This window comes from Streptomyces violens, from assembly GCF_000717745.1.
GTDB classification, from domain to species: domain Bacteria; phylum Actinomycetota; class Actinomycetes; order Streptomycetales; family Streptomycetaceae; genus Streptomyces; species Streptomyces violens.
Map to the genome: position 1 here is coordinate 57,913 of NZ_JOBH01000020.1, position 20,135 is coordinate 78,047.

22 protein-coding genes are annotated in these 20,135 nt (G+C 71.6%); 2 read left to right on the forward strand and 20 right to left on the reverse strand.

All coding sequences use genetic code 11. From position 1 onward, the window contains the following. The first annotated feature begins 12 nt into the window (after positions 1–12). Positions 13–381, forward strand: a complete 369-nt coding sequence (locus tag IF04_RS0130985; RefSeq protein ID WP_030265390.1) for a DUF192 domain-containing protein — start codon at positions 13–15, stop codon at positions 379–381. 29 nt (positions 382–410) lie between these two features. Here the strand turns inward: IF04_RS0130985 and IF04_RS0130990 are convergent, their stop codons facing one another. The 15 genes from IF04_RS0130990 to IF04_RS0131060 all read right to left on the reverse strand — a co-directional run bounded on the left by IF04_RS0130990 (position 411) and on the right by IF04_RS0131060 (position 13,564). Next, entirely contained in the window at positions 411–1,151 is a 741-nt protein-coding gene (locus tag IF04_RS0130990; RefSeq protein WP_051831713.1) for an Imm52 family immunity protein, read from the reverse strand. A 237-nt stretch (positions 1,152–1,388) separates the two neighbouring features. Next, the gene (locus IF04_RS0130995; protein ID WP_051831714.1) at positions 1,389–2,012 is read right to left on the reverse strand and encodes an OmpA family protein; all 624 of its coding nucleotides are present in this window, start codon (positions 2,010–2,012) and stop codon (positions 1,389–1,391) included. 4 nt (positions 2,013–2,016) lie between these two features. Continuing rightward, positions 2,017–2,619, reverse strand: a complete 603-nt coding sequence (locus IF04_RS0131000; RefSeq protein WP_030265397.1) for a hypothetical protein — start codon at positions 2,617–2,619, stop codon at positions 2,017–2,019. Positions 2,620–2,665: 46 nt separating this feature from the next. Further along, positions 2,666–3,400: a pilus assembly protein TadG-related protein gene (locus IF04_RS0131005; protein ID WP_342668233.1), complete on the reverse strand. Its 735-nt coding sequence runs from the start codon at positions 3,398–3,400 to the stop codon at positions 2,666–2,668. Beyond that, positions 3,397–3,636, reverse strand: coding sequence for a Flp family type IVb pilin (locus IF04_RS0131010; protein ID WP_030265400.1), 240 nt, complete (start codon positions 3,634–3,636; stop codon positions 3,397–3,399). The genes IF04_RS0131005 and IF04_RS0131010 overlap by 4 nt, the downstream gene beginning before the upstream one ends. A 242-nt stretch (positions 3,637–3,878) precedes the next feature. Continuing rightward, on the reverse strand, positions 3,879–5,087 hold the full coding sequence (locus IF04_RS0131015) for a response regulator transcription factor (protein ID WP_078601024.1): 1,209 nt from the start codon (positions 5,085–5,087) through the stop codon (positions 3,879–3,881). A 14-nt stretch (positions 5,088–5,101) separates the two neighbouring features. After that, on the reverse strand, positions 5,102–6,502 hold the full coding sequence (locus IF04_RS0131020) for a sensor histidine kinase (RefSeq protein ID WP_425428476.1): 1,401 nt from the start codon (positions 6,500–6,502) through the stop codon (positions 5,102–5,104). Next, a complete protein-coding gene (locus tag IF04_RS0131025; protein WP_030265407.1) occupies positions 6,499–7,368 on the reverse strand; it encodes a DUF5936 domain-containing protein in 870 nt (289 codons plus the stop codon). The genes IF04_RS0131020 and IF04_RS0131025 overlap by 4 nt, the downstream gene beginning before the upstream one ends. A gap of 10 nt (positions 7,369–7,378) precedes the next feature. Next, positions 7,379–8,317 (reverse strand): type II secretion system F family protein, encoded by a 939-nt coding sequence (locus tag IF04_RS0131030; RefSeq protein ID WP_030265409.1) that lies wholly within the window; start codon positions 8,315–8,317, stop codon positions 7,379–7,381. A gap of 48 nt (positions 8,318–8,365) precedes the next feature. Further along, a complete protein-coding gene (locus IF04_RS0131035) occupies positions 8,366–9,712 on the reverse strand; it encodes a TadA family conjugal transfer-associated ATPase (RefSeq protein ID WP_030265412.1) in 1,347 nt (448 codons plus the stop codon). Next, positions 9,709–10,098, reverse strand: coding sequence for a TadE family protein (locus IF04_RS0131040; protein WP_030265415.1), 390 nt, complete (start codon positions 10,096–10,098; stop codon positions 9,709–9,711). The genes IF04_RS0131035 and IF04_RS0131040 overlap by 4 nt, the downstream gene beginning before the upstream one ends. 3 nt (positions 10,099–10,101) lie before the next feature. After that, on the reverse strand, positions 10,102–10,497 hold the full coding sequence (locus tag IF04_RS0131045; protein WP_051831716.1) for a TadE family protein: 396 nt from the start codon (positions 10,495–10,497) through the stop codon (positions 10,102–10,104). 3 nt (positions 10,498–10,500) lie between these two features. Beyond that, entirely contained in the window at positions 10,501–11,808 is a 1,308-nt protein-coding gene (locus IF04_RS0131050; protein WP_051831717.1) for a CpaE/TadZ family protein, read from the reverse strand. 8 nt (positions 11,809–11,816) lie between these two features. Beyond that, positions 11,817–12,521, reverse strand: a complete 705-nt coding sequence (gene cpaB, locus IF04_RS0131055; protein WP_030265426.1) for a Flp pilus assembly protein CpaB — start codon at positions 12,519–12,521, stop codon at positions 11,817–11,819. Positions 12,522–12,679: 158 nt separating this feature from the next. Next, positions 12,680–13,564 carry a hypothetical protein gene (locus tag IF04_RS0131060; RefSeq protein WP_051831718.1) on the reverse strand — a complete coding sequence of 295 codons (885 nt, stop codon included), beginning with the start codon at positions 13,562–13,564 and terminating at the stop codon, positions 12,680–12,682. 591 nt (positions 13,565–14,155) lie between these two features. Here IF04_RS0131060 and IF04_RS0131065 point away from each other — a divergent pair. Next, entirely contained in the window at positions 14,156–15,157 is a 1,002-nt protein-coding gene (locus IF04_RS0131065) for a chitinase (RefSeq protein WP_030265433.1), read from the forward strand. A 101-nt stretch (positions 15,158–15,258) separates the two neighbouring features. Here IF04_RS0131065 and IF04_RS0131070 read toward each other — a convergent pair whose 3' ends face one another. The 5 genes from IF04_RS0131070 to IF04_RS0131090 all read right to left on the reverse strand — a co-directional run bounded on the left by IF04_RS0131070 (position 15,259) and on the right by IF04_RS0131090 (position 20,091). After that, positions 15,259–16,104, reverse strand: a complete 846-nt coding sequence (locus IF04_RS0131070) for a trypsin-like peptidase domain-containing protein (protein WP_030265437.1) — start codon at positions 16,102–16,104, stop codon at positions 15,259–15,261. 146 nt (positions 16,105–16,250) lie between these two features. Further along, on the reverse strand, positions 16,251–17,741 hold the full coding sequence (locus tag IF04_RS0131075; protein WP_030265440.1) for a GntP family permease: 1,491 nt from the start codon (positions 17,739–17,741) through the stop codon (positions 16,251–16,253). A 126-nt stretch (positions 17,742–17,867) separates the two neighbouring features. Next, positions 17,868–18,278 (reverse strand): RidA family protein, encoded by a 411-nt coding sequence (locus tag IF04_RS0131080; protein WP_030265443.1) that lies wholly within the window; start codon positions 18,276–18,278, stop codon positions 17,868–17,870. An 8-nt stretch (positions 18,279–18,286) separates the two neighbouring features. Next, entirely contained in the window at positions 18,287–19,063 is a 777-nt protein-coding gene (locus IF04_RS0131085; protein WP_030265445.1) for an IclR family transcriptional regulator, read from the reverse strand. Beyond that, entirely contained in the window at positions 19,060–20,091 is a 1,032-nt protein-coding gene (locus tag IF04_RS0131090; RefSeq protein WP_106975708.1) for a sugar kinase, read from the reverse strand. Before IF04_RS0131090 ends, IF04_RS0131085 begins: the two co-directional genes overlap by 4 nt. Between the last annotated feature and the right edge of the window lie 44 nt (positions 20,092–20,135).

The following is a 20,135-nucleotide window of genomic DNA, read 5'->3' on the forward strand; positions in this document are numbered from 1 at the left end:
GGAGGGGACACCATGGGCAAGTGGCGGGACGGCCGGGGGCGGCTGCGGATCGTGGACGGGGAACGGGGCGGGGACAGGGACGTTCCCGTGGAGATCGCGGCGTCCTATCGCGCCAGGACCCGCGGGCTGCTGGGCCGGGACGGCATCGAGGGGGCCGTCCTGCTGACGCCCGCGAGCAGCATCCACACCTTCCGGATGCGCTTCGCGATCGATGTCGCGTACCTGGACCGGCAGCTGACCGTCCGGGCCGTCCGCACCATGCGGCCGAACCGGCTCGGCCGCCCCCGGCTGCGCGCCCGCCACGTCCTGGAGGCCGAGGCGGGCGCGATGGCCGGCTGGGGCCTCCGGCCGGGCGCCCGCCTGACGATCGAGACCTGCTAGCCGGTCATCGCGTCACCGCAAAAAGAGGTTCACCACTTCGCGCGGTCCATCGGGCACGGCAGTTCCTCCAGCGCACCGGCCTTGCGGAGCAGCCCGTTGACCGCGAGCACATGGTCGGCGTCCGGCGCTGTGCCGTCCGGCCGGCCGAGGTCGATGACCAGGCCGCCGTGCTCGGTGTACGCCCGGCGCCCCGGTACGTCCTCCGGGACCAGTGCCCGGCGGCGGCTGGAGAGGTACACGGCCCGGCCGCAGCGCGGCGTGGAGTTGTCGAGCTCGTACTCCTTCTCCAGCGCGCCGAGGAGGTCGTCGTCGGCGATGTCGCCCCAGTCCGCGTCCCACTCCTCCGCGATCGCGGTGAGGACCTCGGGGAGCCGGGTGACCAGCGGCGCAGAATCGTTCAGGTCGGCGGAGCGGACCGTGATGACGGCGGTCTGCGGTGCGAACGCCGGGGTCCCGCCGGCCCCGACGCTCAGGGTGATGATCGGCCGGCCGGGCCGGGCCGCGACCAGCACGGCGGAGTACCCGATCGTGGCGGCGTCGTCCTGGGGGTTGACGCGCGAGAGGTACGAGGCGAACCACGCCGCGTCCACGTTCTCGGGGTTCTCGGGCAGCTGCTCCGCCTGTCCGACCGCCTCGGCCCGCCAGCCCGCGAAGTCCTCCGGCGCGATCCTCGCCAGCCGCCGCAGGAGTCGCAGCCAGCGCTCGGCGAGCTGGTCCGGGCTCTCCTGCCGCGGGCCCCAGACACCGCCGACCGTCAGATCCAGTGTCACGTCAGCTCCCACTCAGGTGTTCCGTATATTGCCTTTCGTCGCCGCACCTGCGGGCTGTTGCCGCGGGTACGCCGCCCGGCGCGTACGGCAGCCCTCAGGCCGGCGCCCGCCCGGTCCGGATGCACGCTGTCATCCGCCCCCGGGCCGCGTCGAGTCCGGCCTGGGCCTTCTTCACCACCTTCACGGGGATATGTGGTGTCTCTTCACATCGAGGCGCCCGTCACGGCCGCCGGGCGGTCACTCGGCCCGCGGGAAGGAGACCTCCACGCGGCGGTTCTTCTTGCGGCCTTCCTCGGTGTCGTTGCTGGCGACGGGCGCGTCCTCGCCGTAGCCGCGGATCTCGAAGGTGATGCCGCTGCCGTCGAGGTCCTCGTTCAGCTGCCGCTGGACGGCGTCCGCGCGCTGCTTGGACAGCTTGAGGCCGTGCGCGGACGAGCCGAGGTCGTCGGTGAAGCCGGCCACGGTCACGTTCGTGGCCTGCTGCTCCTCGATCTCGTCGGCGATCTGCCCGATGCGGTCGTTCGCCACGTCGGACAGCTTCGCGCTGTCCTTGCCGAACAGCACCTCGGCCTGGAGCTGGAACTTCACGTCGGAGTTGGAGTCCTCGCGCTGCTCCGTGCCGCGCTCGTCACCGACGACGGTCTTGATGTCCAGCACCTTGGGCGCGGCGAGGGTCTTGCCCTCGGGGAGTTTGAGGTCGGGGTCGTTCACGTCGACCTTGCCGCGGAAGACGGAGGGCGCGGCCGGTACGTCCTCGTCGGCGAGCGCGGCCGGCCCGCCGGCCAGTGTCAGGCCCGCCGCCAGCGCCGAGGACAGCAGCAGTACGGGCCCGCGCACGCGGTAGCGGTGAGGGGTCCTCATCGGATCACGCGTCCGTGAGCGTGAGGGAGACGGCCTGGAAGGTCGGGATCTGCAGGTCCACGTCGGTCGTGCTCTTGGGCGGCGCGGGGAACTGCATGAAGACCTTCTGCGCGGAGTTGGCCGCGACGATGCCGAGCCCCGTGGTGGCCAGCGGGCGGTTCTCCGTGTCGCGCAGCGTGTAGTACCGCTTCTTCTCGGCCTTGTCCACGAGGGTGGCGCCGCCGAGGGAGTCACCGGCGGCCCGCTTCATGGCCAGCTCGGGGCCGGTCCACTGGGCGGTGTCGGTGAAGTCCTCGTCCGAGGAGTTCTTCAGGTTGCCGTTGACGGTGACGAATCCGCTGGAGTCGCGCGTCGCCGACGTCACGTCCAGCGTGATGCCCTGCGGGCCGTGCAGCGTGGCGATCACCGTGTCCTCGGCCGGCTGCTCGGGCTGCCGCGCCCGCTCGCCGCCGCCCTGGTCACTGGTGTGCTGCTGGCTGGACGACGGTATCTGCGTCTCCGTCTTCGCCGGGTCGTCACCGCACGCGGACAGCGTTAAGGCGAGCGCCGCCGCGAGGGAAGCGGCGGCCACCGTCCGTCGCGCCGGGGTGATCTGCCACATACTCATGAACTCGTCCTCTACTCGTCTTCGCGCCGTCAGCCGTGAGAGGGCTTCAGTCGGCAAGCTTTACGGAGAACAGATCGGCCGCGCGCGGGAAGTCCGGGTGCGCGGGATCCGGTTCCTCGGGATCGATGGACCACTCCTGGCCGTCGCACATCAGATTCAGGTGCCCGGATTCGCGGTCCTTGTCCTTGTCGCCCGCACCGGGCTCCGGGTCGTCCGCACCGGGCTCCGGATCCGGGCTCTCGTCGCCGGAACCGCCCCCGCCCGGCTCCTCGTCCGGCCGCAGGGCGCACTTCGGCTCGATGACCGCGGTGGCCTCCGCCTCCGCCTGCTCGTTCTCGGTGCCCGGGATGACCGAGGCGCCCATGCCGCCGGTGGTCCGCACCCGGACGGTGAAGCCCTGCCGCTGATCGGCCAGTTGCCGGCAGCCGTCGCCCGCCATCGCGGCGTCGTTGCGCTGCGCGAAGCCGCCGGCCGCCAGACAGGCCCGGGCCGCGTCGTAGAGCTGTCCCTCAATGATCACGGGCCAGTCGGCGGGCTCCCGGAGTGAGCCGAGCAGGGCCTCGCGCAGTTGGTCGCGGGCGTCCTGGGCGGCCGCCAGCGCCGCCGCGTCGGCCGCGGACTGGGCGCCGTTGCGGGCGGCCGCCGCCTGCCCCACCGCGAAGTACGCGAACGCGAGAAAGAGCAGGCCCGCCACCACCGTGATGTAGATGGGGAGGGCCTGCCCTGAATCGCGGCACGTCCGCGGCCGCGCGCGGAAAATCCGCGGCGCGGGAAGGTTCAGCCGGTCTTCACGCTGTTGATCGCGGCCTTGATCTTGTTCTTGATCGTGTCGCCGATGTCCGTGAAGCCCGCGATCGCCGCCATGATCGCCACAACCACCACGATCATGCCGATGTACTCCACCGCGGTCTGCCCCTTGGAGCGCTCCCGCCCGTACATCCGCTCGATGCAGGCGTCCCGCCAGGTACCGATGTACACCTGGGTGGCGGTCGTGGCCTTGAGCATCCGCTGGTTCATGATGGTGGTGTTCCCCTCCGGGTCCGGCCGGCCGGGTGAGGGCCGGCACGCAGGCTTCCACGCCGTACGTGGCACCTGCTTCCCCCCGGCCGGTACCGCCGGCGACACCGGAAACGTACGCCGGAGCGCCCACGCCGGGCATGGGTCCCCGGGCCCAATCCCGGGCCCAAACCTCCCCGCGGGCCCAAATTCCGGTGCGGGCCGCGCCGGGCTCCCCTCGGACCGGGCGGCCCGTCCCCCCTTCAGCCATGGCTCTGCGTTCCCCTTCGGGCGGTACCGAGCCAGACCGCGATGGCCTGGCTCCGGCTGGTGGCGTGCAGCTTGGTGAAGATCCGGTTGATGTGGTTCTTGACGGTCTTCTCGCTGATGAAGCAGGTGGCGGCGATCTGCGCGTTGGTCATGCCTGCCGCGATCAGTTCCATCACCTCCGCCTCGCGATGGCTCAGCCCGAACCGGCCCGTGCCGTTTCCCTGCTGCGCCCACCGGGCACCGTCCCGCTGTGCGGGGACGGCAGCGGCCGCTCGGTGCGGCCCAGTCGCAGACTGTGCCATATCGACTTGCGGTTGCGAAGTAGTTTGCAGCGGACGCGATGAATTCGAGACCGAGTGCACCCCGCAATACTGCGAACTCGCAGCGGCAGCCGGGTCATTCTGACTGGAATTGCCATTTGCAGCAGCAGCGAGTTCGTCCGGTGCGCCCCCGCGATGGCCGGAAGGTGAAGCCCCGGCTCCTTGGCCGGTTCCGTACGGCGCGCCGCCCGCCGGCTCCGCCCCGTACGCCGCGCCGAGGCCCTCCGGGAGGGGTTGTTGGGGGACGCACGGCGCCGGCGGCGCCGAACGGACGTGGGCGAGCAGGGCGTTGCAGGCCGTGGCGGTGAAACGGGCACGGCCCGCCGTGATGTCGCGTACCGCGTCGGCCAGTTCGTCCGCGGTGAACTCACCGTGCACGAGATAGCCGCCCGCGCCCAGCCGCAGCGACTCCCGTACGAGCTCGCTCTCCCGGCTGTACGTGAGCATCATGACGGCCGCGAGGCGGGCGAGATGGGGCAGCGCCGAGATGCCGTCGACGCCGGGCATGCGGACGTCGAGCAGGACGACGTCGGGGCGGTGCTGCCGCGCCGCTTCATACGCCTGGCGGCCGTCGGCGGCCTCCGCGACGACCTGGATGTCCGGGCGCCCGGAGAGGAGGACGGTGAGCCCCGCACGGACGACGGGGTTGTCGTCCGCGACGAGGACCCGGAGGGGCGCGCCCCGCTCGGGGAGCGTGGCGTCCGGGAAGGCGGCCGGGGCCTCCCCGACAGGCGACGGGCCGCCCCCGAAGGCCGACGGCCCGTCCCCGAAGTCGAACGGGTCGTCCTCGAGGACGAACATCTCGTCGTCGAAGGGGAACATGTCGTCGAGGGGGAACGGGTCGGTGGCGGGCGCGCCGCCCGGATCACGGAACTCCGGCATGGTGCGGCCTCCTCTCACGGCCTGGCGGGGGGTCGGGACGGCGGTACGGGGAGCGGTGCGAACGGCGGCTTCGGCAGGACGGCCGCCAGTGGGAGTTCCACCCGGACCTCCGTCCCCTTCGTGGCGCGGCCGCGGCCGATGCGGATGCGGGCGCCGATGCCGGCCGCCCGCTCCACCATGCCTACCAGGCCGAAGTGGCCGGCCCTGCGCAGGCCGTCCAGGGTGGTGCCGGGCGGCAGGCCGCGGCCGTCGTCGCACACGCTGATGCGCAGGCTGCTCTCGACCACGCCCGCCGTGACGTCCAGGCGGCTGGGTGCCGCGTGCCGGCGGGCGTTGTCCATGGCCTCGGTGACGATGGTGAGCAGCTGGCGGGCGATGGCCTGCGGGACCGGGGGCGCGGGGGTGTCGCCCAGCGGGCGGTAGCAGGCCGTGAAGCCGGTACGGCGGGCGAAGTCGGCGACCCGCGCGCGGAGTTCACCGAACACGTCGACGCCGCCGTCCAGGCCGGTCTCGCGCCGCAGGTCGGAGAGGAGTTCGCGGGACTCGGCGGCGGCCCGGCGGGCTGCCCGGGAGACCAGCTCGGCCCGGCGCTTGACCGTCGTGGGGTCGGTGCGGTCGGCGGAGCCGGCCAGGCCGTCGGCGGCCAGCGCCAGGCCGTGCAGCGTCTTGGCGACCGAGTCGTGCATCTCGCGGGCGAGCCGGGCGCGTTCGGACTCGACGGCCTCGTTGACGGCGAGCCGGGAGCGGGTCTCGGTGAGCGCCTGGCTGGCCGCGCCGAACCGCAGCATCAGATTGCGCAGGGTGACGCCGACCGCGCCGGCCAGGACGCAGACGCCGGGCAGCAGGGTGGAGCCGGCGAGCGTGATGTCGAGGTCCGCGTCGCCGACGTACGCCAGCAGGACGATGCAGACGGTCAGCGAGGCGAAGACGCCCGCGCCGCGCCAGCCGTAGGCCAGCCCCGCCAGCAGCGGCGTGCACATCGTGACGTAGCTGAGCGGGCTGGCGGGCGAGGCCGTGAAGAGGAGGAGGGCGCCGAAGGCGGCGTCCAGGGCGAGCAGCCAGTGGTGGCGCAGCAGCAGCGGCCCGAAGCGCTCCCAGTCCCGGAAGAGCATGTAGGAGGCCATGAAGGTGAACAGCACCGCGGAGCAGACCAGGATGGTGGGCCAGCCGCGCTTGGTGCCGTAGATGGCGAACGGGGTGGCGAGGGCGATCATCGCCAGCCGGAAGCCGAAGACCTGCCGGCACAGCGCCTGGAGGGCGCTGAGCTGGAGGCGGAGGGTGGGCTCCGCGGTGGGCGCGGCCGGGTCCTCGGGGCCGTGCGGCGGCAGCGGGCCGCCCGCGGTGATGGGCGCGGCGGCGCGCCGCCGGAACGCACCGCCCCGCCGGTCCCGCCGGTCCGCCGCGCCGCGCTTCACCCCAGCAGCCCCGATCCCAGGAACATCCCCGCGCCGATCAGCAGGATCGTGGCCGGGACCATGACCATCGTGATCGTGGTGGTGGCCTTCGGGACGGCCCTGGCCGCCTTGCGGCGGGCGTTCTGGGCGTCCGTGCGCCGCATGTCGTTGGCGATCGCGATGAGCGTGTCGACGATCGGCGCGCCCAGCTCCTCGCCCTGCTGGAGCGCGGTGACGAACATCGCGACCTGCTCGGAGTCGTTGCGCCGGCGCAGCTCCTCGAACGCCTGGCGGCGGCTGACGCCCATGTCCATCTGGCGCAGGGTGATGCGCAGTTCGTCGGACCAGGGGCCCTCGTACTTCTCGGCGGTACGGTCCAGGGCCTGGCGGAAGCCGAGGCCGGCGGAGACCACGACGGCGAGCACGTCGAGGAAGTCGGGGAGGGTGCGCTCGATGGCTTCCTTGCGCTGCCGGACGGCGGACCAGAGGGCGACCTCGACCCAGAAGAGCCCGAACGCGACCATCAGGAGGGCCAGTACCGGCTGGCCGTTCGCCGCCATCGCGAGGGCGCCGAGCGCGCCGGTGACGCCGTAGACGAAGCGGCGGGCCGCGTAGCGGTCGACGGTGAGGCCGCCGGGGTTGCCCGCCATGTCGATGCGCTTGCGCAGCCGGTCGACGCGCTTGGGGCCCATCATGCGCAGCACCATCGGCGCGTACCGCATGCCGAGCCGGTCGATGGCCGAGCCCGCCGCGCTGGTGCGGGAGGAGCCGACCTCCAGCGCCACGACGAGGTCGCCGGGCAGCTTGGCCTCGGAGCGGTACAGCCGCCAGCCGTACACCGCGCCGAGGACGGCGAGGCCGAGGAGGAGGGCGTAGAGGAGTCCCATGGTGCGCCTCTCAGACGTCGATCTTGCCGAGCCGGCGGACGAGGAAGAAGCCCAGCGCGTACAGGGCGAGCGAGACGAGGATCGTGCCCTGGCCCAGTACGCTGCCGGTGATCTTGTCCAGCGCGCCGGGCCAGATGCCGTTCATGACGAGCAGCGCGCCCAGGCCCAGCAGCGGGACGACGTACCCGGTGGCGGTGACCTGCGAGAGCTGCGTACGGACCTCGCGGCGGGTCTCCTTGCGCTCCTCCAGCGTCTCGGTGAGGTTGCGCAGTGAGCTGACGACCGTGCCGCCCGCCCGGTTGGCGAGTACCAGCGTGGTGACCAGGACGACCAGCTCGCGGGAGGGCAGCCGTTCGGCGAGCGCGCCGAGCGCGTCGTCGATGGAGTGGCCGACGGCGAGCTGATCGGCGACCTTGCCCAGCTCCTCGCCGGCCGGGGCCTCCAACTCCTCGGCGGCCATGGCCAGCGCGGTACGGAGCGCCAGGCCCGCCTGGGTGGCGTTGGCGAGGACCCGGGAGAGCTCGGGGAGCTGGCTGATGAACCGCTCGGTGCGCTTCTGGCGCTGCCAGTTGAGGTACGCGAACGCCCCCCACAGGCCCGCGGCGCCGGCGATCGGCCCGAAGAACGGCGCGAGCAGCACACTGGCGAGGAGCCACAGGCCGAGCACCGCCGCGACCATGGCGGCGAAGAACGTACCGGGCGTGAGGTCCAGGCCGGTGGCGGCGAGCCGGATCTCCAGCCGCTTGCCGAACCGCGTCCCGCGCAGCCGGCGGTCCAGGCCGTCGAAGCCGCGGCGGCGGCCCGGCGCGCGGAACTGCCCGGTCCGGTCGAGCCGGTCGACCAGCGCGGCGTGCTGCGCGCGGCCCGAGGCGACGGCGTACACGCCGAGCACGGCGAGCACGCAGCCCAGCAGCGTGCTGCCGATCGTCAGGAGCGCGAGGTTGTCCATGGCGGCGGTGGTTTCCTCCGTGAGGGGGCGGGGTGGACGGGCGGAGGGTCAGGCGGGGTACTCGCCCTTGCGGACGACGAGCTGGCCGGCGTCGGAGGCGACGCCGAAGGCGGCCGGGAGCGGTTCGTTCTTCATGTAGAGGCGGTCGGCGACGCGGCGCGGCAGCGGGTAGTACTCGAAGGTGCCGTGCACCTGGCCGTCCGCGCCCATCGGCCGGGGCAGGAACTTGGCGACCGAGACGAGCCGGTAGTCCTCGCGACCGTAGGAGTCCACGATCGCGATCTCGCTGATCTTGCGGGTGCCGTCGGCGTGCCGGGTGAGCTGGACGAGGACGTCCAGCGCGCTGTTGATCTGGTCCTTGATCGCCACGAACGGGATCTCGACCTCGGACATCGACGCCAGGGTCTGCAGCCGCATCAGCGCGTCCTCCGCGCTGTTGGCGTGCACGGTGGCCAGCGAGCCGTCGTGGCCCGTGGACATCGCCTGCAGCATGTCCAGCGTCTCGCCGCCGCGCACCTCGCCGACGATGATCCGGTCCGGGCGCATGCGGAGGGAGTTGCGTACGAGGTCGCGGATGGTGATCCGGCCCTTGCCCTCGACGTTGGCGGGGCGGGCCTCCAGCGTGATGACGTGCGCCTGCTGGAGCTGGAGTTCGGCGGAGTCCTCGATGGTGATGATGCGCTCGCCTTCGGGGATCAGCCCGGAGAGCGCGTTGAGCAGCGTGGTCTTGCCGGAGCCGGTCGCGCCGGAGACGACGATGTTGAACTTCGCCCGCACCAGCCCCGAGAGCAGCATCAGCATGTGCTCGTCCAGCGAGCCGAGGCCGATCATCTCCTGGAGGGTGTAGGAGCGGGGGAAGCGGCGGATGGTGAGCGCGGCGCCGGACAGCGCCAGCGGCGGGATGATGACGTTGACCCGCTCGCCGGAGGGCAGCCGGGCGTCGACCATCGGATTGGTCTCGTCCACCCGGCGGTTGACCGTGGAGACGATGCGCTCGATGGTCTGCATGAGCTGCTCGTTGGAGGCGAACCGCAGCGGCAGCAGCTCGACCTTGCCGGCCCGCTCGACGAAGATCTGGTCGGGCCCGTTCACCATGATCTCGGTGACCGAGGCGTCCTCCAGGAGCGGTTCGAGGATGCCCAGGCCCAGCGCCTCGTCGACGACGCGCCGGATGAGCATGGCGCGCTCGTGCGTGGACAGCACCGGGCCCTCGCGGCTGATGATGTGGCCCAGTACGCGTTCCAGCCGGGCCCGCCGCTCGGCGGCGGCCAGCGAGGACATCTCCGCGAGGTCGATCTCCTCCAGCAGCTTGCCGCGGTAGACGGCGACGAGGTGGTTCTCCTCCTGCTGCCCGTTGGGGGCCTCAGGGGTGTTGATGCGCGCCCTCAGGCTCATGGTGCGGACTCCTCCGTACGCGGCATGGTGACGGTCTTCTCGGTGGCGCCGAGGTCGTCGACGAACGGGATGATCGAGGGGATGCGTACCGTGGCGGTCACCGTCACCGCACCCGGCCCGCCGGTGCCCGGCGAGAAGGTGGCCCCCTTGGCGAGCCAGCCGCTCATCGCCGCCCGCCCGGCGGCGTCCGGGGTGATCTCCGGCTCGTCCAGCCCCGCGGTACGGGCCGCGGCGCGCGCTCCCGTACCGGTCTGCTGGATCGCGTACGCGGCGATGCCGAACTGGACCAGCGCCAGCCCGACCAGGATCAGAATCGGCAGCATGCCGACGAACTCGACGGCAGTCTGCCCCCGGTCGGTCCGCCTCCGTGTGCTTGGCACCACCATGGCTCAGTCCTCCTTCACGGCGGCGGCCTCGCCGGTGACCCGGAAGGGGAAGGCGAGCGAGCCGGGGAAGAGGACGGGCACCTTGAGGGCGACCTCGGCCTTGACGAGGCCGGGCGCGGGCGTGCAGGAGACCGCGGCACCCGCGCGCCAGCTCCCGCCCAGGTCCTCCGTACCGCCGCGCTCGCAGGCCCCCGGGCCGCCCGAACTGCCCGCGCGGGCCGCCCGGTCCGCGGCGTTTCCGGCCAGCGTGTACGTGAAACCGACCAGCGCGCACTGCCACAGCAGCACCAGGGTGGTCACGATGAGCGGCAGCATGCCGAGGAACTCCACCGCGACCTGCCCCCGGTCCTCCCGCATCCGCCGCACGCGCCGCGCGACACGTACCCGCCAGGGGGTCATCGCTCAGCCCTCCCCGCCCGGTCTGTCCGCGGCGGCCGCGCCACCGCGGCCCTCACGGCGGCGCCGGAAGCCGATCGAACCCCGGTCGTTGCGGTACTTGCCGCGCCTGCTCCGGCCGTGCCCCACCGGGCCGTCCTCGGGCCCCCGGCCCAGGCCCAGTTCGCCGGCCAGTGCCCACATCGCCTGCTTGACCTGGCCCCGGTCGTCCAGGTCCTGCATCCGGCCCGCGTCGACCGCGGGCTGCAGCTCCTTGAAGCCCGCGGGCACGGACGTACGGGCCACGCGGGTGCCGACGATCCGCTCGACCAGCGGCGGCTGGATCTCGGTGATGCGGGTGTGCCGGTTGACCACCGCCAGGGTGTCCTCGGCCTTGCGCACCTGGAGCCGGTCCCACATCCGTACGGTGCGCTTGGCGGCCCGTACCGTGACCACGTCCGGGGTGACGACCAGCAGCGCGCCGTCGGCCATCTCCACCGCCGCGGCGTTCGCGCCGGTGAGCTGGGACCCGCAGTCGACGATCACCACGTGGTACCGGCTGCGCAGCGCGCCGATGACCTGCCGGGTGGTCCGCTCGTCCACCTCCTCGCCGCGCTCTCCCTCCTGCGGCGCGAGCAGCAGCCCGACGCCCGTCTCGTGGTGCAGCACGACGTCCTGAAGGACGCGCGGCGAGATGTCCTTGATGCCGGCCAGGTCGGCGATGGACCGGCGGAACTGCACGTCCAGGTAGGACGCGACATCGCCGCTCTGGAGGTCCATGTCGACCAGCGCCACGTGCCGGCCCACCGCCCGGGCCGCCAGCGCCAGCTGCACCGCGAGCGTGGTGGTCCCGACGCCGCCCTTGGCGCCGCTGACCGTGATGACCGTGCCGCCGGGCCCGGTCGGCAGCCCGGCGTCCGCGCTCAGGTGGCGGCGCACCCCGGCCGCCCAGCTCCCGGCGGCGTGCACGCGCGCCGACAGCTCGTCGTACGACAGGGGCAGGCCGACCACGCCGCGGGCGCCGGAGTCCATGGCGGCGGCGTACACCCCGGAACCGGTGTCGGCGGTTATCAGAATCACCCCGACCGCCGGGAAGCGGAGGGCGACCTCGCGGATCAGCTCCAGCGCCGGCACCGGGCCGACGCGCTCGTGGACGAGGACGACCTCCGGCAGGTCGGCGAGCGATTCCTCGGCGAGCTGCGCGAGGGTGTCGAGCAGCAGCGTCGAATTGCCGACGGGCGGCGCCGGCTCGGTGTCCGGCAGCTGGCTCAGCAGCGTCGTCACCGCGCGGGCCGCTTCGGCGTCGCCGACGGCCGGGAGGATTCGTGTGACCATCCGTTACCTCACTTGTCCCCGGCCAGGGTGTAGTCCCGCTGATCGTCCGGGATGGTGGCGTCGCTGCCCGGCGCGACCAGCGCCAGGCGTACGTGAGTGGCGAAGGACTCCGCGTACGCGACGCGCTGCGCGTCCAGCGTCTTGAGCGCGAACGTGATCGGCACCGCCTCGCCGCCGGCGTCGGCCGTCTCGCCCGGCCGGGGCTTGAGCGCGGTGAGCCGGCCGACGTCGATGACCTCGGCGTTGCTGACGATCACCTTGGAGCTGTCGGCTTCGCCGTCCTCCCCCGCGAAGGTGGCGTAGATGTTGACCGAGGCACCGGGGGTGATCTTGCCGGCCACGCCGGTCGACGCGTCGATCATGATCGCGATCTCCTGCTGGCCCGGCTTCAGGGCCGGCCGGTCGGCGACCATGTCGGTCTGCAGCAGCGAGCCCTTCCGCAGCGGATTGACCGCGATCTTGCCCACCACCTGGTCCAGGTCGCGCACCGCGGTGCTCGGCAGCCAGCGCTCGGGCACCTGGACCTTCTTGAACTGCTCCTCGCTCAGGGCCTTGTACGCGTCGACGTCGGTCCGCAGCTCGTACGCGGAGACCTCGGGTCCCACCTTGGACTGCACGTCGCTGATCACCGACAGGACGCCGGCGAAGGCGCCGAATGCGCACAGGACCGACAGGAGCAGCAGGACGATGCCGCGGCGCTGGCGTGAGTTCATGGTTGCGGACTACCTCGTTCAGGGCGATTACGGTGAGCGGGGCGGGGCATGACGCAGGGGTGGTGCGGGTGCGGTGGGGCCGTGACCGGCTCGTGTGCCGCCCCCGTCGCCGAGTAATCCGTCCATGTGCCCACTGTGGCCGCCGCACCGGATGGCCGCTACCGCGACCGGCCGGACGGTCCGGCTCCGCGGTCGGCGGCGGTGCCGGAGGGGCTGGAGTGCTCCGCGGGGAGCACCGGGGCAGCACAGAACGCACAGCGGTCGCCGATCAGTTCCAGACCGCACCAGGGGCAGGGGAAGCGGTGCACGGAGGCCACGAGCCGGGCGAGTACGGCGGTGTCCGCGATGCCCGCGGCGAACTCGGTCAGCCGGCCGGTCCCCCACCAGCGCGCCGACTCGGCGGGCAGTTCGGCCTGCTGCACGGCCTGGACGGACCACTGGCGGGCCAGGTCCCGCGGCCACTGGGAGACGAACTGTCCCTGTGCCACCGTCAGATGGGTGGGGAAGTCGGGACCGGGCAGCCGGGCGCCGTCGGGCCCGAGCATGACCAGCTCCGGGGCCGGGTGGGCCAGCACGGCGAACTGCGAGCCCGGCACCCAGGATCTGGCGTGCGCCTTGAGGCTGACGGGCACGGCGTCGAGGCGGGTCACGCTGTTCAGCAGCGCGCCCGCGTGGATGTAGTACGTGAGCAGCTTCGCGGCCGCGCCGAGCACGCCGGGGCCCACGTCGCACGCCGAGAGCTGGCGTAACTGACGGACCAGCAGGCCGACGCCGAGCGGCGGCAATGCGCTACTGATCAACGCGATCCGGTCACTTTCCAGGACGGCACGGAGGGTCTGCAGGCGGCGCACGTGCTCCTGCGGCGCCGCGTGGGAGTGGACCACCAGGACATGGCCGTGCTGCTCCAGGAGGAAGTACATCTGGGACAGCGCGTCGTCCAGCGACTGGCGTTCCGGAGGGCCGAGCACATGCGCGGGGGGCGTCACCCTGTCGGGCGGCGCCAGCACCAGATCAGGGCTGGTGACGGCTATCGCGGTCGGCATGTGTGTGTCCCCGTTTCACCACGTCACTCGCTCCACAACTTCCCTCGCTGCGGTGTCTTGTCCTGCGCAGACTTTAGCCGCGTCCCGGGCAACAGAAAACACTCCGACGCCTCCGGCGACCGCCACCACAACGCTCTCACGGTAGCCATTCCGGAGATCATTTACCGATCAACGGCGATCTATCCACAGCCATTACTGTTGAATACTGAAGTTTACAAGTCGGCAGGTGATCTGATCCGGACAAGGGGCGTGATCCAGCCGCAAGTGCGGGCATATGCCGGTCGGTTGCCCCGAACCAGGCCACAACGACCCGCCCACGGACCGCCATTCCGTACCGATCCGGGCAGCCCCGCGCCCTGTTCGCTCCCAGGGGAATTCCGCTCCCCACAGCAGACACCCGAACACCGCTCGCCCGCAGCGGAATTCGACCCCCTGTCCCGGAAATGGCGCTCCGAAACGTGATCTGCGCCAATTCCCGTTCCCGCCCGGACCCTTGACAGAATTATTGGTCTGGACCACGTTGTAGGGCAGCAACAGGGGCCCCTGAACGCGCACTCCGTAACACCCCCACACCCCCCACCGGAGGCTGTCGTGGTCCGCGCACGCCCACACACGTTCACGCTCACGAAGAGACTGCTCGGCGCCCTCGCCGCCGCCGCACTGACGACCGCCGGACTGACGGCGGCCGGCGCCGTCCAGCCCGCCCAGGCCGCCCCACCTGCGCATGCGGTCACCGGCTACTGGCAGAACTTCGACAACGGCGCCACCGTCCAGAAGCTCAGGGACGTCCCCGACGCCTACGACATCATCGCGGTCGCGTTCGCCGACGCCACCGGCACACCGGGGCAGGTCGGCTTCACCCTCGACCCGGCGCTCGGCTATGCCTCGACGGACGACTTCAAAGCGGACATCAAGGCCAAAAAGGCGGCCGGTAAATCCGTGATCATCTCGGTCGGCGGCGAGAAGGGCGCCGTCTCCGTCGCCGACGAGGCCTCCGCGAAGAACTTCGCCGATTCCGTCGGCCGGCTGATGGACGAATACGGCTTCGACGGCGTCGACATCGACCTGGAGAACGGCCTCAATTCCACGTATATGACGCAGGCGCTGAAGTCCCTGCACGCCGCGCACGGCGACCTCGTGGTCACGATGGCGCCGCAGACCGTCGACATGCAGTCGCCGGAGAACGAGTACTTCAAGACCGCGCTCGGCATCAAGGACTTCCTCACGGCCGTCAACATGCAGTACTACAACAGCGGCTCGATGAACGGCTGCGACGGCAAGGTCTACAGCCAGGGCTCGGTCGACTTCCTCACCGCACTGGCCTGTATCCAACTGGAGAACGGCTTGGACGCATCGCAGGTCGGCATCGGCGTGCCCGCGTCCCCGAAGGCCGCCGGCAGTGGATACGTCGCGCCGGACGTGGTCAACGCGGCCCTGGACTGTCTCACCAAGGGCACCGGCTGCGGCTCGTTCAAGCCGTCGAAGACCTACCCCGGGCTGCGCGGCGCGATGACCTGGTCGACCAACTGGGACGCGGCGAACGGCAACGCCTTCGCGAACGAGGTCGGCGGGCACGTCCACGACCTGCCGTAGGACCGCGAACGGGCCCGCCGCCGGCTCCCCCCGGCGGCGGGCCCCTTTCTGCTCGGTTTCTGCTCGGTTTCTGCTCAGTTCTGCTCAGTGCACGAAGGCCGTTACTCCCCGGCCGGCTTGGGCAGCGTGCACCCTTCCCGTCCCAGGTCGAGCTTGTTGCCCGTACCGAAGCACTTCGGGATGGTGTAGGTCTGCTGGGCGTAACCGATGCCCGGGTGGACGGTCACCTGGCCGCTCGCGTCCACCTCGCACGGGTTGTTCAGCGTGCAGCGCGCGCCGTCCTCGTTCAGGGTGTTGTTGACCGCCGTGACCTTGCCGGTGGCCGTGTCGATCACCGGCGAACCCGAGGTGCCGCCGATCGTGTTGCACGCGGAGGTGTAGCGGACCGAGTCCTTCCAGGTCCACTCCCCCTCCTTCAGCTCGTGCGCGAACCCGTCGATGCCGCACGAGTAGATCTTCTTCCAGTACCCGGAGACGATCTTGATACCGGCCCCCTGCACAGGGTGCTCGGTCGCCAGCTGCAACGCCTTGATGCCGTACTTCCGCTGGATGTCGGCGTAGGTGGAGGTCAGTTCGTACAGCGAGACGTCGGTGTCCGTCATCGTCGCGTACGCGATCTTGCTGGCCCGCACCGAGCCCTTGTTGCCGCCGGAGGAGCTGAGCACGGTGAAGCTGCGGCTGGACGGCTGGTCGACGACGACCTCACCGGCCCCCGGCATCCCCGACTCCACACAGTGCCCGTTGGACATGACCAGCGCCTTGTCGGTGTCCGCCGAGTCCGGCATCCGCACCACCGCACCGGAACAGTTGCTGAGCGCCACGGTCCCGGCGAAGTCCACGGCCTTGACCCGTGGCGCATCGGCCGCGGCGGGCGCGGCGCCCGCGCCTATGAGAGCGGCGCTTCCGAGTACGGCGCTGGCGAGAGCGCCGACGAGAGGTCTGTGCATGTGGGGTCCTCTCCGATATGCGAACCGGAGATTTCACTCTCCGGCGTTGTCATGCACATATTCGGGGTGCCGGGGCCCCAAGGCAATGGCCGTGCACAGCAATCACCGTGCACGGCCAGAACCACTTCAGACCACGAGGGGCACCGCTAGACCACGAGGCTCACCAGCGCCGCGACCACGAAGCCCGCGACGGAGAGCACGGACTCCAGGACCGTCCAGGTCTTGAGGGTGTCGCGTTCGGAGATACCGAAGTACTTCGCGACCATCCAGAACCCGCCGTCGTTCACATGCGAGGCGAAGATCGAGCCCGCCGATATGGCCATGATGACCAGGGCCAGGTGCGGCTGGGAGAGGTGCTGGGACTCGACCAGGGGGAGCACGATGCCGGCGGTGGTGACGATGGCGACCGTGGCGGAGCCCTGGGCGACGCGCAGGACGACGGAGAGCAGCCAGGCCAGCACGATGACCGGGAGGCCGACGTTCTGGAAGGTGTCGGAGAGGGCGTCGGCGACGCCGCTGCCCTTGAGGACCGCGCCGAAGATTCCGCCGGCGCCGACGACCAGCAGGATGTTGCCGACCGGCTTCAGGGACGCGGTGGAGACCGTCTCCAGGGACTTGCGGGACCAGCCGCGGCGGATGCCGAGCAGGTAGTACGCCAGGATCAGCGCGATGGTCAGCGCCGTGAAGGGGTGGCCGAAGAACTCGATGACCGAGCGGCCGGAGGACGGCTGCAGCGCGATGGAGGAGAACGTCGCGAGGAGGATGAGGATCAGCGGGGTGCCGATGATGGCGAGGACCGTGCCGAGCGGGACGGGCTTCTCGTCGGCGTCGGCGCCGGCCGCCGCCTTCTCCGCGGCGACCGCGGCCTTGGCCTCCTCGGCGGCCTCGACCATGTCGTGCGGGACCGGGACGAAGACCCGCTTGCCGATCCAGGCGGCGTAGCCCCAGGCGGCCAGCACGGCCGGGATGCCGCAGATCAGGCCCATCAGGATGACCCAGCCGAGGTCGACCTTGAAGAGGCCGGCGGCGGCGACCGGACCGGGGTGCGGCGGCAGGAAGGCGTGCGTCATCGACAGGCCGGCCAGCAGCGGCATGGCGTACAGGACGATCGACTTGCCGGAGCGCTTGGCCGCGGCGTACACGATCGGCGCGAGGACGAAGATGCCCACGTCGAAGAAGACCGGGATACCGAAGATCAGGCCGGTCAGGCCCATGGCGAGCGGCGCGCGCTTCTCACCGAAGAGGCGGAGCAGGCGGGCACTCAGTACCTCGGCGCCGCCGGAGACTTCGAGTATCGCGCCGAGCATCGTGCCCAGGCCGATGATGATCGCGACGTGGCCGAGGATGCCGCCCATGCCGCTCTCGATCATCGAGACGACGTCGGACTTCTGGACGGTGCCGAAGAGTTCGGTGACGGAGAGCCCGGCGGCCAGGCCGACCACGATGGAGACGGAGAGCAGCGCGACGAAGGGCTGCAGCCTGACCTTGATGATCAGGACGAGGAGGAGGGCGATGCCGAGGGCCGCGACGGTGAGCAGGCCGGCCGTGCCCGGGATCAGGGCGAGCAGGCCGCCGGTGTGGGGTGGAGCGGCCGGAGCGGGGGCGGCCGAGAGCGCCGCGAAGGGGGACGGGGACATCTTTGACCTCGTAAGTGCATGGGGCTTTCGGGGCAGGGGGGATCGCGGCGCGGCGCCTCGTACGGGAGAGGCGCCGCGCCGTGACGAAGTACGGCTTGCGGAGGAGAGCTCAGGGGGCGGGCGGCGTCAGCTCAGGACGGCGAGCGCGTCGATCTCGATGAGCAGGCCCTTGGGCAAACCGACGTACACCGTCGTACGGGCGGCCGGTGCCTCCTTGAGGCCCTGCTCCTCGAAGTACGCGTTGTAGATCTCGTTCATCTCGGCGAAGTGGTCGACGTCGGTGAGGTAGACGCGCATCATCATGACGTCGTCCCAGGTCGCGCCGCCCTCTTCGAGGATCGCCTTGACGTTGGCGAAGGTCTGCAGGGTCTGCTCGCGCAGGGTCGGGCCCGCGGGGGTGGGGGCCTTGCCCTCTTCCGCCGGGAGGAAGCCGACCTGGCCGGCGACCTGAAGGATGTTGCCCTTCTTGACGCCGTGGGAGAACTTCGCGGGCGGGGTGGTGTGGGTGGCCGGGGTGAGGGCGGTCTTCTCGGTCATGGTGGTTCTCAGGCTTCCTTGTGGTCCTGCGGGGGTCTTACCGGGGCGTTGCCGGAGTACTCCCGGCTGATGGTGTCCGCGGTACGGCGCACCAGCGGGAGCAGTTTGAGGAGGTCCTCGGCGGAGACGACGACGTTCGGCGCGGAGACCGACATCGCCGCGACCAGCCGGCCGTCCGCACCGCGGATGGGTGCCCCGATGCAGTTGATGGACTCCTCGTGGCCACCGAGGTCGGTGGCCCAGCCCTGTTCGCGCACCTTGGCCAGCTCGGCCAGGAAGGCCGTGGCGTCGGGGGTCGAACGGGCCGTGTACTGGGGGTAGTCGAGCCGCTCGGCGACGGCGCGGCGCTCGGGCTCGGGGAGGTCGGCGAGCAGCAGCTTGGCGACGGCGGCGACGGTGATCGCGACGGGCTTGCCGATGCGCGAGTACATCCGGACCGGATAGCGGCTCTCGACCTTGTCGATGTAGAGGACCTCGTTCTCCTCGTACACCGCGAGGTGGACGGTGTGTCCGACCTTCTCGTTGAGCTCGGCGAGGTGGGGGTGGGCGATGTCGCGGACGTCGAGGTTCTCGACGGCTTCCTGGGCGAGGGCGAAGAGCCGGGCGCCCAGGCGGTAGCGCTGGTCGGGCTGGCGGTACACCATGCCGTGCTCGTGGAGCGTGCGCAGCAGCCGCAGGGCGGTGGACTTGTGCACACCGAGCCGGTCGGCGACCTGCTCCAGGTTGGCCGGTCCCTGCGCGAGCAAAGGAAGGATGCTCAAAGCGCGGTCGACAGTCTGGCTCATGTCTGGGATACCTCCACCCGTACGTTCCCGGCCCCGTCGTCCGTCCAGCCGGGACCGAGTCGCAGTGTCTCCCAGGCGGCCGCGTCGAGCGCCACGAGGTGCTCGGTGAGCTCGCGGGCCGGCGGGGTGCCGAGGTCGCCGGGGACGGTGAGGGAGGCGGCGGCCATGAGGTGGCCGTGCCGGATGCGGTCGAAGACGGGCAGGCCGCGCAGGGTGGCGGAGAGGAAGCCGGCGGCGAAGGCGTCACCGGCGCCGACCGGGGCCGCCACCTCGACCTTGAGCGCGGGCGCGAAGGTCACGGTGTCGGTGCCGTCGGGCTGCCGTTCGTACACGGTCGCGCCCTCGCTGCCCTGCTTGACGACGAGGACGCCGGGCTCGGGGAGCGCCGCGCGCACGGCGGCGGGGCCGTGCACGTCCCAGGCGGCCGCGGCCTCGTCCTCGCCGACGAAGACCAGGTCGCAGCCGCGGGCGAGGCCGAGGAGGATGCCGGGCGCCTGCTCGGCGCGGTCCTGCCAGAGGCCGACACGGTAGTTGAGGTCGAAGGAGACGAGCGGGCGGCCGGGGCGGCGCTCCGTGATCGTCTTCAGGACGTCGAGGCAGCCGTCGGAGAGGGCGGCGGTGATGCCGGTGACGTGGACGACGCGGGCGTCCCAGAGGGCCCGGTCGTCGAGGAGGGCGGGGGTCATCGCGGAGGCGGCGGAGCCGGCGCGGTAGTAGACGACCTCGGCGAGGTCCTGCCCGTCCGCCGCCGACTCGGCGCCGGTGGCGCGCTCACCCGCGGTACGGAAGTAGATGCCGGTCGGACGCTTGGGGTCGCGCTGCACATGGGCGACGTCGACGCCGTGTGCGGCGATCGTCTCCAGGAGGTGGTCGCCGAAGCCGTCGGTGCCGACCCGGGAGATCCACCGCGCGGAGTGCCCGATGGCGGCCAGCGCGCAGGCGACGTTGGACTCGGCGCCGCCGATGCCGCGGTCGAAGGAGGGCACGTCGGCGAGTCTGCCGGGGCGTGCGGGCAGGAAGGTGACCATGGACTCGCCCAGGCAGACGACGTCGGCGGTGACGTGCGGTGGCG